Below are 14,064 nucleotides of genomic sequence, written 5' to 3' on the forward strand. Positions count from 1 at the left end.
AGTCGCTTACATCATTGACTGACACACCGCTATCGCGAGCAGGCTCACTCCTACAGAAAAGCAGGCCAGCGGCATCTGTTGATTCATATCAAAACTCCCTTATCTGCATAGCGGCACAATAATGGCACCTTGCCAAAACTGTTTCCGCTATCAGAGAAGACCTCCATGGGTGCCTGGCTTAGCAACATCTCGCTGAAATACAAATTCTGGGCGGTCAATGCGGTCGCCTTTGTCACAACGCTGCTGCTGGTGCTGTACGCCGTACATCTCGAACAGCAGGCCCGTAGCGACGCCGCTCAGGCATCCGCGCAGGCGCAGGCGCAATTGCTCAAAGCCTGGCCGCCCGGGCAGGCGCTGCCCAGATCCGCTCAGGTGCTGACCTTCAAACGCGGTGAAGCGCCGCGCCTCAATGATCAACCGCTGCTGGAAATCAGCGGCAGCGTCGGTTGGAACGCCATCAATCATCTGTCGCTGTTTGGCGAAAATCCATTGATCGGCGCCGAGGTGTTCAGCCGTGCCGACGGCGAACGAGTGGCAGTCATCGCTTATGCCCCGAGCCTGAGCCAAGTGTTCAGCGAGCGCTTCGCCAACTACGCGCTGGCAGTCTTCGTCCTGATGCTGGCAATGCTCGGCGCTTCGCAACTGTTGATCCGCTTTCTGCTCAGCCAGCTCAACACGTTGAAAGACGTGATGCTGCACGTTGAAAAAACCGGCGACCTTTCAGCTCGGGTGCCGCTGGTGGGCAGGGATGAAGTCGGGCAGATGGCCAATGCCTTCAACGCCATGCAGGCCGGATATCAACGCGTCGTGACGACAGTGGCCAACACCGCACGGCAACTGGATGTCGGTGCCGCGCGGCTGGCGGCGAGCATGAACGATGTGCGGCACGGCATGCTCGGGCAGCAGAGCGAAACCGATCAGGCCGCCACCGCGATCAACGAAATGACCGCCACCGTTTATCACATCGCACAACACGCCGGCGCCACTCGCGATCTGTCGAAAACCGCCGACGGCCTCGCCGGCAGCGGCCAGCAAGTGGTCGCCCGGGTGCAGCAGTCGATTGCCGGGCTATCCAGTGGCGTGCAGCAGACGGCGCAAATGATTCAACGCCTGGCCGAAGACAGTCAGAAGATCAGCGGCGTGGTCAGCGTGATTCACAGCATCGCCGAACAGACCAATCTGCTGGCGCTCAACGCGGCGATCGAAGCTGCCCGTGCTGGGGAAATGGGTCGCGGCTTTGCCGTGGTCGCCGATGAAGTGCGTAACCTTGCCAAGCGCGTGCAGGCCTCCACCGACGAGATCACCGGGATGATCGCGGCGTTGCAGGCCGGCACCCGCGATGCGGTGGATTTCATGCAGGAGAGCTCGTACAAGGCTGACGATTGTGTGCAGCAGGCGCAGGAGGCCGGCGCAGCCTTGGCAGAGATCACCGGCGCGGTGGCGCAGATGCGCGAGAGCAACACGCAGATCGCCGTGGCGGCGGAGCAACAGAGTCAGGTTGCCGAGGAGATGAACCGGGCGGTGGTGAGTATTCGTGATGTGACCGAGAACACCGTACAGCAGACCGTGGATTCGGCGACGACCAGTGATGAGTTGGCGACGTTGGCCGGGGAGTTGAGCAAGGCGATTGGGCAGTTGAAGCTTTAACATCAGAAGATCAAAAGATCAAAAGATCGCAGCCTTCGGCAGCTCCTACGGGGGGAACGCATTTCAAATGTAGGAGTGAGCCTGCTCGCGATGGGGCCAGATCGGGCACCATCAAAAACGGCCATTGCCGCTATCAACTCAATAGCCAACCTTGATTCGCCGCCCTCCGCGCCCGGGCCTATTCTTCAACCATGAAGTTCAACATGGATCGAGGAGTAGTAAACATGGGCAAACGTCACCCCAATCTTCCCGCGTGGCAATGGCGCGCCTACCCGGGCAATCATCAGCATCCGACCAATCTGGTTCTGCACCTGATTGCCGTGCCGCTGTTCATCGTGGCGTTTCTGCTGATCGTGTCGGGGGTGTTCAGCCTGAGCCTGGCCAGCGTCGCCATCGGCGTGATCGGTATCGTCGCGGCGCTGGGTCTGCAGCGTCACGGTCACAGCCTGGAGGCGCAAGCCTCCGAGCCGTTCAGTGATCGCCAGGATGCCGTCTCACGTTTGCTGGTCGAGCAGTTTCTGACCTTTCCACGATTCTTTCTCAGCGGTGGCTGGTGGCGCGCCTGGCGTGAGCGCCACCGTCGGCATTGAGTCAGGCAAAGATCGTCACGGTCTGGCGACTCATGGCTATCAACTCTCCCTTCGCGCTCCACAGCTTGGCGGCGACATGGCCGTAGCCGTCGGCCGCGTATTCGATATCGGCCAGGTATTGGCACCAGTCCAGCGTACTGAAGTCGTGTAACGGCTGAACGAATTCAATGGTCCAGGTCAGCGTGCTGCCCGGTGCAGGCTTCTTCAGATACGGCAACAGCGCCGGTGGCCAGGCATCCACCAGCGCCAACAGATGCGCCTCGTTGACCGGCTCCTCTTTGACATCCCCACGCAAGCGCACCCAACCGCCCATCAAGCGCGATGGCGTGCCGGAGAACGGAATGCCACCGACGCTCCAGCGCATGGCCAGGTGGCGCATGAATTCCGGGGTCACGCCTTTGATATACGGCAGCTCCTGACATTCGTCCCAGTGTTTCATCGCTGGCGCTGGATAGGCTTCGACGGCGACTTCCGAGGGCCGCGAGGCACCGAAGCTGCCCTGAATGATCGTCACCACCTGGCCATTCTGCATGGCTCGGCCCAACACCTGGCTGACCGCTTTGCCTTCGCGCAGCACGTCGACTTCGAAACTCACCGGCACGTCCGGCTCGACCGGGCCGACAAAGGTGATCGCCAGCGAACGCACCGGACGTTCCGACGGCACCCTGGCGCGCATGACTTCAAATTGCAGCGCGGCCACCAGTCCGCCAAAACTGGCGCGGCCCTGCCCCCATTCGGCGGGGATGGTCACTTCAGGTTGTTGGCGGACAGCATCGAGCAGATCGCAAAAGCGCATGGCAACCTCGGAAAGCGAAAAAGGAATGCGGGGATCTTAACCAGCCCGGGGCGGCGGCGCAGCGTCTATTCCGGTCAAATGGGCTGACAGATAGGCCTTGCACCTTTATCCGTCACACCGAATTCTCCTGTAGGAGTGAGCCTGCTCGCGATAGCGGTCTATCTGGCAGCGAAGTGTCGACTGATGAATCGCTATCGCGAGCAGGCTCACTCCTACAAGGGACCGTGTGGATTTCAGGGTTTGAAACAAGTGGCGCTGAGTTTTTCCAGCACTTGATCGGCCTTCAGTTCTGCCTTGATCAACCCCGCCTGCCAGGTTGCCACACACGGTTGCAGATCGGCCTCTTGCTCTGCGCGGGCCAGCCATTGCCAGCAATCGTGCCAATCGCCCAATGCGCCTTGCGCGGATTTCAGTTGTTTGTAAGCCGGTTTCGGCAAGCGATCCAGTTGCGGATAAGCTTCGATGCCGTAGCGCACGCGTTTGATCAGCAGGCGCAGACGATGACGGTCGTGGGCGGGATCGTGCAGCGCCGCGTCGAGCTTCTGCCATTGTTTGCCCAGACGTTTTTCAATGCGCTTATCCAGATCCTTGAGCAGCCCCTGACGCTCGGACGCGCGCAAGAACCGTGGAAAGGCGTCAAGAATCATCAGCAACGAAGCCAATTCCGCACTCGCCGCCAGCGCCGGATAGGCTTCGGCCATTTGCGCCAGACGCCGCTGCGCAGCCTCGGGCTGATCATGCTCGAGCAGATACGCCGCGAGCACTTCGCGATCACGCCACGGTGTGGTCAGATCGCCCACCGCCGAAGCCGCCGCCTCCAGTTGCTCGACACCCGGCAACCCGCGCAACGGCCGCAACAGACTGCGCAAGCGCCGCACCGTGGTGCGCAAATCATGCAACGCCTCGGGATCGGTGCGCGCATTCAACCTTGCCTGACACGCCAGCAGCCGCACATCCAGGCTCAACACATGAGCCACCAAACGATCGATCATAGGGGTCTACTCCGTAGGACAGCTGCAAGTTGCAAGCTACAAGCTTCAAGCTGAACGCGGTCGTTTTAAGCTTGCCGCTTGCAGCTAGAAGCTTGCAGCTGCTTTTTTAACGTCCTGCTCGGGATTCGCGAATGTAGAATCGGGCTTTTTCGGCTTTCTTGCTGCAGCCTTCGAAGCCTTCGAATTGTTGCTGGGTCTTGGCGGCGGTCAGCAGCGACAGCGCTTTGGAATAGCTGACGGTGCCGGCGAAGCCTTCAGCCTTGGCCAGGTCCAGTTCGTGCCAGGCCGTATCGAGTTGGCTGCCGCAGCTGTCGCGGTACGCGGTTTTGCCGGCGCAACCGGCCAGAACCAGGGCCATCAACGGTACACAGATCCAGGCTTTCATCACTCACACCTCAAGGTAGGTCAACAGTCGTGCAGGTAAGACGGTCGAGCGGCGAAAAAGTGCCTCGCCCGCCGGCCAAACCGTGTGGCGCAGAGCATAGCGCGCAAGCGTGCGGCGCGAGCGAAAAACGACGTCACTGCCTCGCGCAACGACCTTGACGATTGAGCCGCTTGGCCGATGCGTGCATTGTGCAGGCTTGTCCGGAGGAAGTTTGATGAAAAAGCGTGTCGCACTGGTGCTGGGCTCCGGTGGTGCCCGGGGCTATGCCCATATCGGCGTTATCGAAGAGATTGAAAGACGCGGCTACGACATCGCCTGCATTGCCGGTTGTTCGATGGGCGCGGTGGTCGGCGGGATCTATGCCGCCGGCAAACTGGATGACTACCGGCGCTGGATCGAAAGCCTCGATTACCTCGACGTGCTGCGTCTGGTCGACGTCAGTTTCCGCCTCGGCGCGATTCGCGGTGAAAAGGTCTTCGGGCAGATTCGCAAGATCGTCGGCGAGATCAACATCGAAGACCTGCGCATCCCCTACACCGCTGTCGCCGCCGACCTGACCAATCAGCAGGAAATCTGGTTTCAGGAAGGCTGCCTGCATCAAGCCATGCGCGCCTCGGCGGCGATTCCCAGTCTGTTTACGCCGGTGATGCAGGGCAACCGCATGCTGGTCGACGGCGGCATCCTCAATCCGTTGCCGATCGTTCCGGTGGTGTCCAGCCACTGCGATCTGATTATCGCGGTCAACCTCAACGCCACCAATCAGCGTCATTACAAATTACCGGTGATCGAGCGGCCCGCCGCGTTCCGTTCGCGCTTCGACAGTCTGATCAAATCCATGGGTTCGAAGTTGCCATTCCGGCGCAAACAGGCCGAGCAGTTGTTGAAACTGGAACAGGAGGCCCTGCGCGCCGAAGCGGCGGAAATCAATCCGTGGCTCGAAGGCGTCGAACCGGAAAGCCAGCAACCGGCCGCCGCCCCGGAACGCGAAGGCGCACCGAAATCCGCCACCGGTTCGTTCATCATCGATAACGTCGGGCCGGCGTCGCTGCTGGATCTGATCAACCAGAGTTTCGAGGTGATGCAGACCTCACTGGCGCAGTACAAGATCGCCGGCTATCCGCCGGATATCCTGATCAACGTGCCGAAGCGGGTGTGCCGGTTTTTCGAGTTCTACAAGGCGCCGGAATTGATTGCGCTGGGCAGACAGATTGCCAGTGATACGCTGGATCGGTATGAGCAGGAGCAGGGTTGAGATCTCCGTTGGCTGTCAGGCCCTCATCGCGAGCAGGCTCACTCCTACAATGGATTTATGCACGACGCAACCCCCCTGTAGGAGTGAGCCTGCTCGCGATGAGGCCATAAAAGACAACAAAAAATCTACAGCCCACCCTCCCCCAACAACCGATACCCAACCCCAGCCTCAGTCACAATAAACCGCGGCCGGGTCGGGTCATCCGCCAGCTTCTGCCGCAGATGCCCGACCACGATCCGCAGGTAATGACTGTCCTCGGTGTGCGTCGGTCCCCAGATATCCTTGAGCAATTGCTGCTGGGTGATCACTCGCCCCGGATGCCGCGCCAGTTGCGCGAGCACCGCGTATTCCTTGCGGGTCAGGGCGACTTCGGCGCCGTCGAGCAGCACCCGCCGATAGGCCAGATCCACGGTCAACGGGCCGACGTTCAGCGCCGCCGGCTGCGCCTCGCCCGCCGGGGCCTGGCGCAATAGCGCGCGAACCCGGGCGAGAAATTCCTGGATGCCGAAGGGTTTGGTCACGTAGTCATTCGCGCCGCCATCCAGCGCTTCGACCTTCTGCCCTTCACTGGCGCGCACCGACAGCACCAGCACTGGCGTGCTCGCCCATTCGCGCAACTCGCGCAGCACTTGCTGACCGTCCATGTCCGGCAGGCCGAGGTCGAGCACCACCAGGTCCGGTTTGCTCAGCGCGGCTTGCGCCAGGCCTTCGGCGCCGGTACCCACTTCGAGCACTTTATAGCCTTGTGAAGCGAGGCTGATGCGCAGGAATTTGCGGATCTGCGGTTCGTCGTCGATGACCAAAATGGTCGCGGTCTGGCTCATGAATTCACATCAACACAAAAGAGTGGCAAGAGAGTAGCGCAGTCGGCCTCAGGCTTCATTGTCCATCCCAGGTTGCGCTTGCAACGGCAGGTGCAAGGTGATGCAGGTGCCCCGCCCGTCGATGCCGTCAGCTACGGCGATGCGCCCACCGTGAGCGCCGACCATGCCCTGACAGATCGCCAGTCCCAATCCGGTGCCCTGGCCGCCGCGATCACCGCGCGCGGCGGTGTAGAACATGTCGAAAATCTTCGCGCGGTCCTCTTCGGGGATGCCCGGGCCCTCATCGCTGACCGAAAAGAAAATCTCCTGCTCATCCGCCCCGGCGTGCAGTTGCAAGCGACCGTGGCTCGGCGAAAAACGCGCGGCGTTTTCCAGCACGTTGACCAGCGCTTGCTCGATCAACGCCGCGTGCACGTACAGCAGTGGCAACTCGGCCGGCACCTCGGTGCTGACCTGCAAAGGCGCCAGCACCGCGCGCAGGCGATTGAGCGCACTGCCGACGATATCGGCCGGTGACACCCAGTCCCGCGCCAGCTTCAAGGCGCCGTGGCCGAGGCGGGTCATGTCGAGCAGGTTCTGGATGTAGCGGTCGAGGCGTTCAGCTTCATCGCGGGTGCCTTCGAGCAACTCGCGGCGATCCTCCAGCGGGATCGCTTCGCCGAGGGCCAACAGGCTGTCGATGCTGCCGCGCATGGCGGTGAGTGGCGTGCGCAAATCGTGGGACACCGAGGCCAGCAAGGCGCTGCGCAGTTGCTCGGTTTCGCCATGCAGCCGCGCCGCTTCGAGGTCATCGGCCAACTGCGCGCGTGCCAGGGCCTGCGCGAGCGGCTGGCTCAGCGCAGTGAGCAAGCGTCGGCGCTGACCGCTCAAGGTCTGGCCTTCCCTGGCGCAAACACCGAGCAATGCCAGCGGCCCGTCCTCGACCGACAGCGGCCACCACCACCAACGCCCAAGCGGCAAGGTGCCGGTGCCCTTGCCCGCTGGTTGATCGTGTTGCCACGCCCAATCGGCGGCGGCGCGTTCGGCCTCGGTGAATTGCAGCGGCCCGCCGGTTTCGACTTTCCAGCCGCCCTGCCCGTCGCGGTTGAGCAGGCACAGTTGCAGGTCGCTCCAGCCTTCGAGGTGCTGCGCGGCGGCGCTGACCACGGCCTGGCGATCAGTCGCGGCGGTGAGTTTGCGCGACAGGTCGAGCAATTCGCTGGTCTCTTCCTGGGTATCGCGCAGGGCCTGCAATTGCCGCCGCTGACGTGCCGCGAGGTTGCCGGTGAGCGCCGCCATCAGCAGGAAAAACAGCAGCGTCAGCACGTCTTCTTCGCGCTGGATGCTGAGCGAGAAATTCGGCGGGATGAACAGGAAATCGTAGGTCAGAAACGACAGCGCCGCACACGCCAGCGCCGGGCCAAGGCTGCTGCGCACCGCCACCAGCAACACCGCTGCGAGAAACACCAGCGAGATGTTCGGCAGCGGCAACACGCTCGACACCGCCCAGGCCAGGGCACTGGCCAACAACGTCGCGACCAGCGCCAGCGCATAGTCGAACCACACCAGCGTGAGCGGATTGCGCGGGCGCGGTGGGTGCTGTTCGTGGTCACTGTCGAGGACGTTGATTTCCAGCCCATGAGCCTGACGCAGCAGCCGCGCCGCCAGGCCACCGCCGAACAATCGACGGCGCAATCGCGGCCGCGACTGGCCGACCAGCAACAGACTGGCGCGGCGCTCGGCGGCGTGTTGAATCAGGGTTTTCGCCACTTCACCGGCCCGCAGCAGCACCACTTCGCCGCCGAGGCGTTCGGCCAATTGCTGGGCGCTTTGCAGACGCAACCGCGATTGCTCGTCGCGGCCACTGCCGTTGTCGACATGCACCAGACTCCACGGCAGATGCCGGCGCTGGGCGACGCGGCTGGCATGACGCACCAGACGCTCGGCCTGCGCATCGCCATCGACACCAACCAGCAAACGCCCGCGCACCGCCGGCGCAGCCTGACCGAGCTGGCGATAGCCTTGGGCGAGATCGTTATCGACCTGCGCAGCAGCGGTCTGCATCGCCAGTTCACGCAGGGCGGTGAGGTTGGTCTGGGTGAAGAACGCGTCGATAGCGGCGCGCGCCTGCTCCGGCACGTAGACCTTGCCTTCGCGCAGACGCTCGAGCAATTCACGCGGCGGCAGGTCGATCAGCAGCAGCTCATAAGCCTCCTGCAAGACCCAGTCCGGGAGCGTCTCGCGCACTTGCACGCCGGTGATGCCGCGCACCTGATCGTTGAGGCTTTCCAGGTGCTGGACGTTGACCGTGGTGAACACGTCGATGCCGGCGGCGAGCAGTTCCTGAATGTCTTGCCAGCGCTTGGCATGACGACTGCCGGGGGCGTTGCTGTGGGCCAGTTCATCGACCAGTACCAGCTTGGGTCTGGCAGCGAGAATGCCGTCGAGGTCCATTTCTTCAAGCAGCACGCCACGGTACTCGCTGCGCACCAGCGGTTGCTGCGGCAGGCCACCAAGCAAGGCTTCGGTTTCGGCGCGGCCATGGGTTTCGACCACCCCGGCGAGAACTTTCACGCCCTGGCGCAGTTGCGTGTGGGCGGCCTGAAGCATGGCGTAGGTCTTGCCGACACCGGGGGCGGCGCCGAGAAAAACCTTGAGCCGGCCACGGCCATCGCGGGGCAGGTCTGCTAACAGCGCGTCGGCGCGGCCGGAGTCGCTCATGCTGGGATTGCCTTGTTCGGTTTGAGATTGGTGTGAAGCGTCAAGAGATCGCTCCTACAGGGTAATGCGATTCATGTAGGAGCTGCCGAAGGCTGCGATCTTTTGATCTACAGGTTTTGCAGTGCCAGGTTCAGCTCCAGCACATTCACAACCGGCGGCCCCACCAGCGGCTGTTCGATGTGCTTATCGAGCAGTTGCTGCAAGGTCGACACCGGCAGGTTACGCGCCGCCGCAACACGCGCCAGTTGATAGGCAATTGCTGCCGGTGGCAAGTGCGGATCGAGGCCGCTGGCGGAGGTGGTCAGCAGTGCCAGTGGCACCGGGCCCTGGCCGGGGACTTGTTGTTTGTGGGCGTCTTCGATCACTCGGGCTGCCAAGGCCGGATTGCTCGGCGCGAGGTTGCTGGCGCTGCTGGCCACTGTGGCAAAAGCCCCGGCGGACGGGCGTGGGTGAAACCAGTTGTCGCCGCTGAAATCCTGGGCGATCAGCGACGAGCCGCGGACCTTGCCGTCGGCGTCGTGGATCAGGCTGCCGTTGGCTTGGGCCGGGAATGCGACCTGGGCGATGCCGGTGACCACCAGTGGATAGGCGGCGCCGGTGACCAAGGTCATCAGCACCAGAAGGCTCAGGGCCGGGCGTATCATTGTGGACATTTCAAGATCCTCGAATTCGTTGGGCAAACTTTTGCGGGGTGTCAGGGAGATCTTTTCCCCCTCACCCCAGCCCTCTCCCCCAAGGGGGCGAGGGGGAAAGGGAGCCGATCTATGTGCAGTTCAAAACCTGAGTACACCTCGGTATTTCAGGTCGATAAAGCTCCCGTCGTCACCTCGGTCAGTCCCCTCTCCCCCCGGGAGAGGGCTAGGGTGAGGGCCTCTTTTCTAATCGTCACACCAGATGCAACGCCGTAAGCAGCATGTCGATCGCTTTGATCCCCACGAACGGCACGACAATCCCGCCCACGCCATAGATCAGCAGATTGCGCCGCAACAACGCCGCCGCACTCGCTGCCTGCACGCGCACGCCGCGCAATGCCAGCGGAATCAGCACGACAATGATCAACGCGTTAAAGACGATGGCCGAGAGAATCGCGCTCTGCGGACTGCTCAGGTGCATGATGTTCAGCACGCCCAGCTGCGGATAAATCGAGGCGAACAGTGCCGGCAGAATCGCGAAGTATTTGGCGATGTCGTTGGCGATGGAAAAGGTCGTCAGCGCGCCACGGGTCACCAGCAATTCCTTGCCGATCTGCACCACGTCGAGCAGCTTGGTCGGGTCGCTGTCGAGATCGACCATGTTCGCCGCCTCGCGCGCCGCTTGCGTGCCGTCGTTCATCGCCATGCCGACGTCTGCCTGGGCCAGTGCCGGGGCGTCGTTGGCACCGTCGCCGCACATGGCAACCAGACGACCGTCGTTCTGCTCGTGACGAATGCGCGCGAGTTTTTTCTCCGGCGTGGCTTCGGCAAGCACGTCATCGACGCCCGCTTCGGCGGCGATGGCCGCAGCGGTCAGCGGGTTGTCGCCGGTGACCATCACCGTGCGAATCCCCAGTTTGCGCAGCTCGGCAAAACGCTCGCGGATGCCTGGCTTGACCACGTCCTTGAGATGAATCGCGCCAAGCAATTTGCCGTCAGCGCAGACCAGCAACGGCGTGCCGCCGCTCTGGGCGATCCTGTCGATTTCCCGCGCCAGCGCCGGGGCCAGATCGGTGCGCTGCTGACCGAGAAACGCCAGCAGCGAATCCACCGCACCTTTACGATACACGCGGCCCTGATAATCCACGCCGGACAAGCGGGTTTCCGCGCTGAACGGTACGGCGGTCAGGGTTTCCGGGGCAGGCTCCGGTTGTGGATGCAGACCACGGAGGAACTCGACGATCGATTTGCCTTCAGCGGTTTCATCGGCAAGCGACGCAAACAACGCACCTTCGGCCAGCTCACGGCCGGTCACACCCGGCGCCGCGTACACCGCGCTGCAACGACGGTTACCGAAGGTGATGGTGCCGGTCTTGTCGAGCAACAGCACATGCACGTCACCCGCCGCTTCTACTGCGCGACCGGACTTGGCAATCACGTTGAGGCGCACCAGACGATCCATCCCGGCGATACCGATGGCCGACAGCAGACCGCCGATGGTGGTCGGAATCAGCGTGACCAATAACGCCACAAGGAACACCAGCGGCAGGCTGCCATTGGCAAAGTGGGCGAACGGTTGCAGGGTGACGACCACCAGCAGAAAGATCAGGGTCAGGCCGATCAGCAGAATGTCCAGTGCCACTTCGTTCGGGGTCTTCTGGCGTTTGGCGCCTTCGACCAGCGCGATCATGCGGTCGAGCGTCGATTCACCGGGGTTGGCGGTGATCTTCACCAGCAGCCAGTCGGACACCAGCCGCGTGTTACCGGTGACGGCGGAACGGTCGCCACCGGATTCGCGGATCACCGGCGCCGATTCGCCGGTAATCGCCGCTTCGTTGACCGCCGCGATGCCTTCGATGACTTCGCCGTCACCGGGGATCATCTCCCCGGCCTCGACACGCACCACGTCGCCCTTGCGCAGATTGGCAGCCGGCACGATCTTGAAACTGCCATCGGCCTGGCGGCAGCGCGCACTGAGGCCTTCGCTGCCCGCCTTGAGGCTGTCGGCGCGGGCCTTGCCGCGACCTTCGGCCAAGGCCTCGGCGAAGTTGGCGAACAGCACGGTGAACCACAGCCACAGGGCGATTTGTGCGGCGACGAAGGTCGGCACGTCGGCATCCGGGATGAAGCACAGCACGGTGGTGAAAATCGCCGTCAGTTCGACCACCAGCATCACTGGCGAACGCGCCAGTTGCCGTGGGTCGAGCTTGACGAAGGCTTGCACCAGCGCCGGCCGCCACAGGGCCGAGATCGCGGTTTTTGCTTGTTCCGGCGCCTTGACAGCGGCGGGTTTGATTGCAGGCATATTCATGGATGGATTCCTTGGAAGCCCATACTTAAATGTTCGGCGACAGGACCGAGCGCCAGCGTCGGCAAGAACGTCAGGCCGCCCACCAGCAAAATGGTCACGGTCAACAGAGTCACGAACAGCGGGCCGTGAGTCGGGAAGCTGTTCTGGCCGACCGGTGCACTTTTCTTCATCGCCAGGCTGCCGGCCAATGCCAGCACCGGCAGGATGTAGCCGAATCGACCGATCAACATGCCCAGGCCGAGCATCAGGTTGTGAAACGGGGTGTTCGCGCTCAGGCCACCGAATGCCGAGCCGTTGTTGGCGCTGGCCGAGGTGTAGGCGTAAAGCAACTGACTGAAACCGTGGGGGCCGGGGTTGCTGATGGTCGCCGCCGGGCCGGGTAGCACCGCAGCAATGGCGCCGAGCACCAGCACACCGACCGGCATCACCAGCAGCGTCACCACCAGCAACTGCACTTCGCGGGCCTGGAGTTTCTTGCCGAGGTATTCCGGGGTGCGGCCGATCATCAGACCGGCGAGGAACACCGCGATCAGCACGTTGAGCAACATGCCGTACAGCCCGGCGCCGACACCGCCGAAGATCACCTCGCCGACCATCATGTTGACCAGCGCGACCATGCCGCTGAGCGGGTTGAGGCTGTCATGCATGGCGTTGACCGAACCGTTCGAGGCCGCCGTCGTCGTCACCGACCACAGCACCGTGGCGGTGGTGCCGAAGCGCGCTTCCTTGCCTTCCAGCGGCGCGGTCTGCTCGACGGCGGTGTTGTTCAGGGTCGGATTCGGCTGATACTCGGCCCACAGCGAGGTCGCGCCGCCGATCAGGAACAGCGCCAGCATGCAGGCGATGATCGCGCGGCTCTGACGCAGATCCTTGACGTAGTGGCCGAAGGTGAACACCAGCGCCACCGGAATCAGGATGATCGAAGCGACTTCGAACAGGTTGCTCCACGCCGTCGGGTTTTCGAACGGATGCGCCGAGTTGACGCCGAAGAAACCGCCACCGTTGGTGCCTAATTGCTTGATCGCGATCTGGCTGGCGGCCGGGCCGAGCGGGATCACCTGATCGACGCCTTGCAGGGTCACGGCATTCACATACTGGGCGAAGGTTTGCGGCACGCCCTGCCAGACCAGATACAGCGCCAGCAGCAGGCACAGCGGCAGCAGGCCATAGAGGGTGGCGCGGGTCATGTCGACCCAGAAGTTGCCGAGGGTTTTCGTCGATTTACGGCCGATGCCACGGCACAGCGCGACCAGAACGGCGAGGCCGGTGGCAGCGCTGACGAAGTTCTGCACGGTGAGGCCGACCATCTGGCTCAGGTAGCTGAGGGTTGCCTCGCCGCTGTAGGACTGCCAGTTGGTATTGGTCATGAAACTGACCGCGGTGTTGAATGCCTGCGTCCATTCCTGGCCCGGCAGGTTTTGCGGGTTCAGCGGCAGGTGATCCTGGAACAGCAGAATCGCAAACAGCAGCAGGAAACCGGCGAGGTTGAAGGCCAGCAGCGCCAGCGTGTACTTCTGCCAGCTCTGCTCCGCCTGCGCATCGACCCCGGCGAGACGATAGCAACCGCGCTCGACCGGGCCGAGAATCGGCGTCAGCCAGGTGCGCTGGCCCTCCATGACCTTGTAATAAAAGCGCCCGAGAAACGGCGCCGGCAACAGGACCAGCGCGAAAAACCCGAGGATCAGCCAATAGTCATAACTGTGCATAGCCGCTCCTAGTTCCGGTCCGCGCGCAACAGCGCAACCAACAGATAAATGAACAGCCCCACTGCCAACAGCAGTGACACCCCGTCCAGAACGCTCATGGAAGATCTCCGTGTTACGGCGTATTGCCGTGTGTGCGCTGATTGTCGGGAAGGTCGCTGTAAAGGAACGAGAGCGAGGCGCGGCGCGGGACATAAAGAAAGTGTAAAGAGTGGGTTTATGCGGGCTTTAC

Annotated in this window: 12 protein-coding genes; 3 read left to right on the plus strand and 9 right to left on the minus strand. The window is 62.6% G+C overall.

What is annotated here, in order from left to right:
- The first annotated feature begins 165 nt into the window (after positions 1-165).
- Both LIS66_RS18655 and LIS66_RS18660 read left to right on the plus strand, forming a co-directional pair.
- Entirely contained in the window at positions 166-1,647 is a 1,482-nt protein-coding gene (locus LIS66_RS18655) for a methyl-accepting chemotaxis protein (protein ID WP_227972787.1), read from the plus strand.
- 224 nt (positions 1,648-1,871) lie between these two features.
- On the plus strand, positions 1,872-2,237 hold the full coding sequence (locus LIS66_RS18660) for an Mpo1-like protein (RefSeq protein WP_042607903.1): 366 nt from the start codon (positions 1,872-1,874) through the stop codon (positions 2,235-2,237).
- 1 nt (position 2,238) lies between these two features.
- Here LIS66_RS18660 and LIS66_RS18665 read toward each other — a convergent pair whose 3' ends face one another.
- The 3 genes from LIS66_RS18665 to LIS66_RS18675 all read right to left on the minus strand — a co-directional run bounded on the left by LIS66_RS18665 (position 2,239) and on the right by LIS66_RS18675 (position 4,410).
- Positions 2,239-3,033, minus strand: coding sequence for an acyl-CoA thioesterase (locus LIS66_RS18665; RefSeq protein ID WP_227972788.1), 795 nt, complete (start codon positions 3,031-3,033; stop codon positions 2,239-2,241).
- 233 nt (positions 3,034-3,266) lie between these two features.
- Positions 3,267-4,025, minus strand: a complete 759-nt coding sequence (locus tag LIS66_RS18670; protein ID WP_042607905.1) for a CHAD domain-containing protein — start codon at positions 4,023-4,025, stop codon at positions 3,267-3,269.
- 106 nt (positions 4,026-4,131) lie between these two features.
- A complete protein-coding gene (locus LIS66_RS18675) occupies positions 4,132-4,410 on the minus strand; it encodes a lipoprotein (RefSeq protein ID WP_042607906.1) in 279 nt (92 codons plus the stop codon).
- A 214-nt stretch (positions 4,411-4,624) separates the two neighbouring features.
- On the opposite strand from LIS66_RS18675, the gene LIS66_RS18680 reads away from it, so the two are divergent.
- The gene (locus LIS66_RS18680) at positions 4,625-5,662 is read left to right on the plus strand and encodes a patatin-like phospholipase family protein (protein WP_042607907.1); all 1,038 of its coding nucleotides are present in this window, start codon (positions 4,625-4,627) and stop codon (positions 5,660-5,662) included.
- Between the two features lie 125 nt (positions 5,663-5,787).
- Here LIS66_RS18680 and LIS66_RS18685 read toward each other — a convergent pair whose 3' ends face one another.
- The 6 genes from LIS66_RS18685 to kdpF all read right to left on the minus strand — a co-directional run bounded on the left by LIS66_RS18685 (position 5,788) and on the right by kdpF (position 13,933).
- Positions 5,788-6,486 (minus strand): response regulator, encoded by a 699-nt coding sequence (locus LIS66_RS18685; protein WP_227972789.1) that lies wholly within the window; start codon positions 6,484-6,486, stop codon positions 5,788-5,790.
- 48 nt (positions 6,487-6,534) lie between these two features.
- Positions 6,535-9,186, minus strand: a complete 2,652-nt coding sequence (locus LIS66_RS18690) for a sensor histidine kinase (RefSeq protein ID WP_227972790.1) — start codon at positions 9,184-9,186, stop codon at positions 6,535-6,537.
- A gap of 107 nt (positions 9,187-9,293) precedes the next feature.
- Positions 9,294-9,839 carry a potassium-transporting ATPase subunit KdpC gene (gene kdpC, locus LIS66_RS18695; RefSeq protein ID WP_227972791.1) on the minus strand — a complete coding sequence of 182 codons (546 nt, stop codon included), beginning with the start codon at positions 9,837-9,839 and terminating at the stop codon, positions 9,294-9,296.
- Positions 9,840-10,071: 232 nt separating this feature from the next.
- Positions 10,072-12,129: a potassium-transporting ATPase subunit KdpB gene (gene kdpB / locus LIS66_RS18700; RefSeq protein WP_227972792.1), complete on the minus strand. Its 2,058-nt coding sequence runs from the start codon at positions 12,127-12,129 to the stop codon at positions 10,072-10,074.
- Positions 12,126-13,835, minus strand: coding sequence for a potassium-transporting ATPase subunit KdpA (gene kdpA / locus LIS66_RS18705; RefSeq protein WP_065616876.1), 1,710 nt, complete (start codon positions 13,833-13,835; stop codon positions 12,126-12,128). The genes kdpB and kdpA overlap by 4 nt, the downstream gene beginning before the upstream one ends.
- 8 nt (positions 13,836-13,843) lie before the next feature.
- Positions 13,844-13,933: a K(+)-transporting ATPase subunit F gene (gene kdpF / locus LIS66_RS18710; protein ID WP_007899818.1), complete on the minus strand. Its 90-nt coding sequence runs from the start codon at positions 13,931-13,933 to the stop codon at positions 13,844-13,846.
- Positions 13,934-14,064 lie beyond the last annotated feature (131 nt).

Source organism: Pseudomonas sp. HN2, from assembly GCF_020736465.1.
Lineage (GTDB): Bacteria > Pseudomonadota > Gammaproteobacteria > Pseudomonadales > Pseudomonadaceae > Aquipseudomonas > Aquipseudomonas moraviensis_A.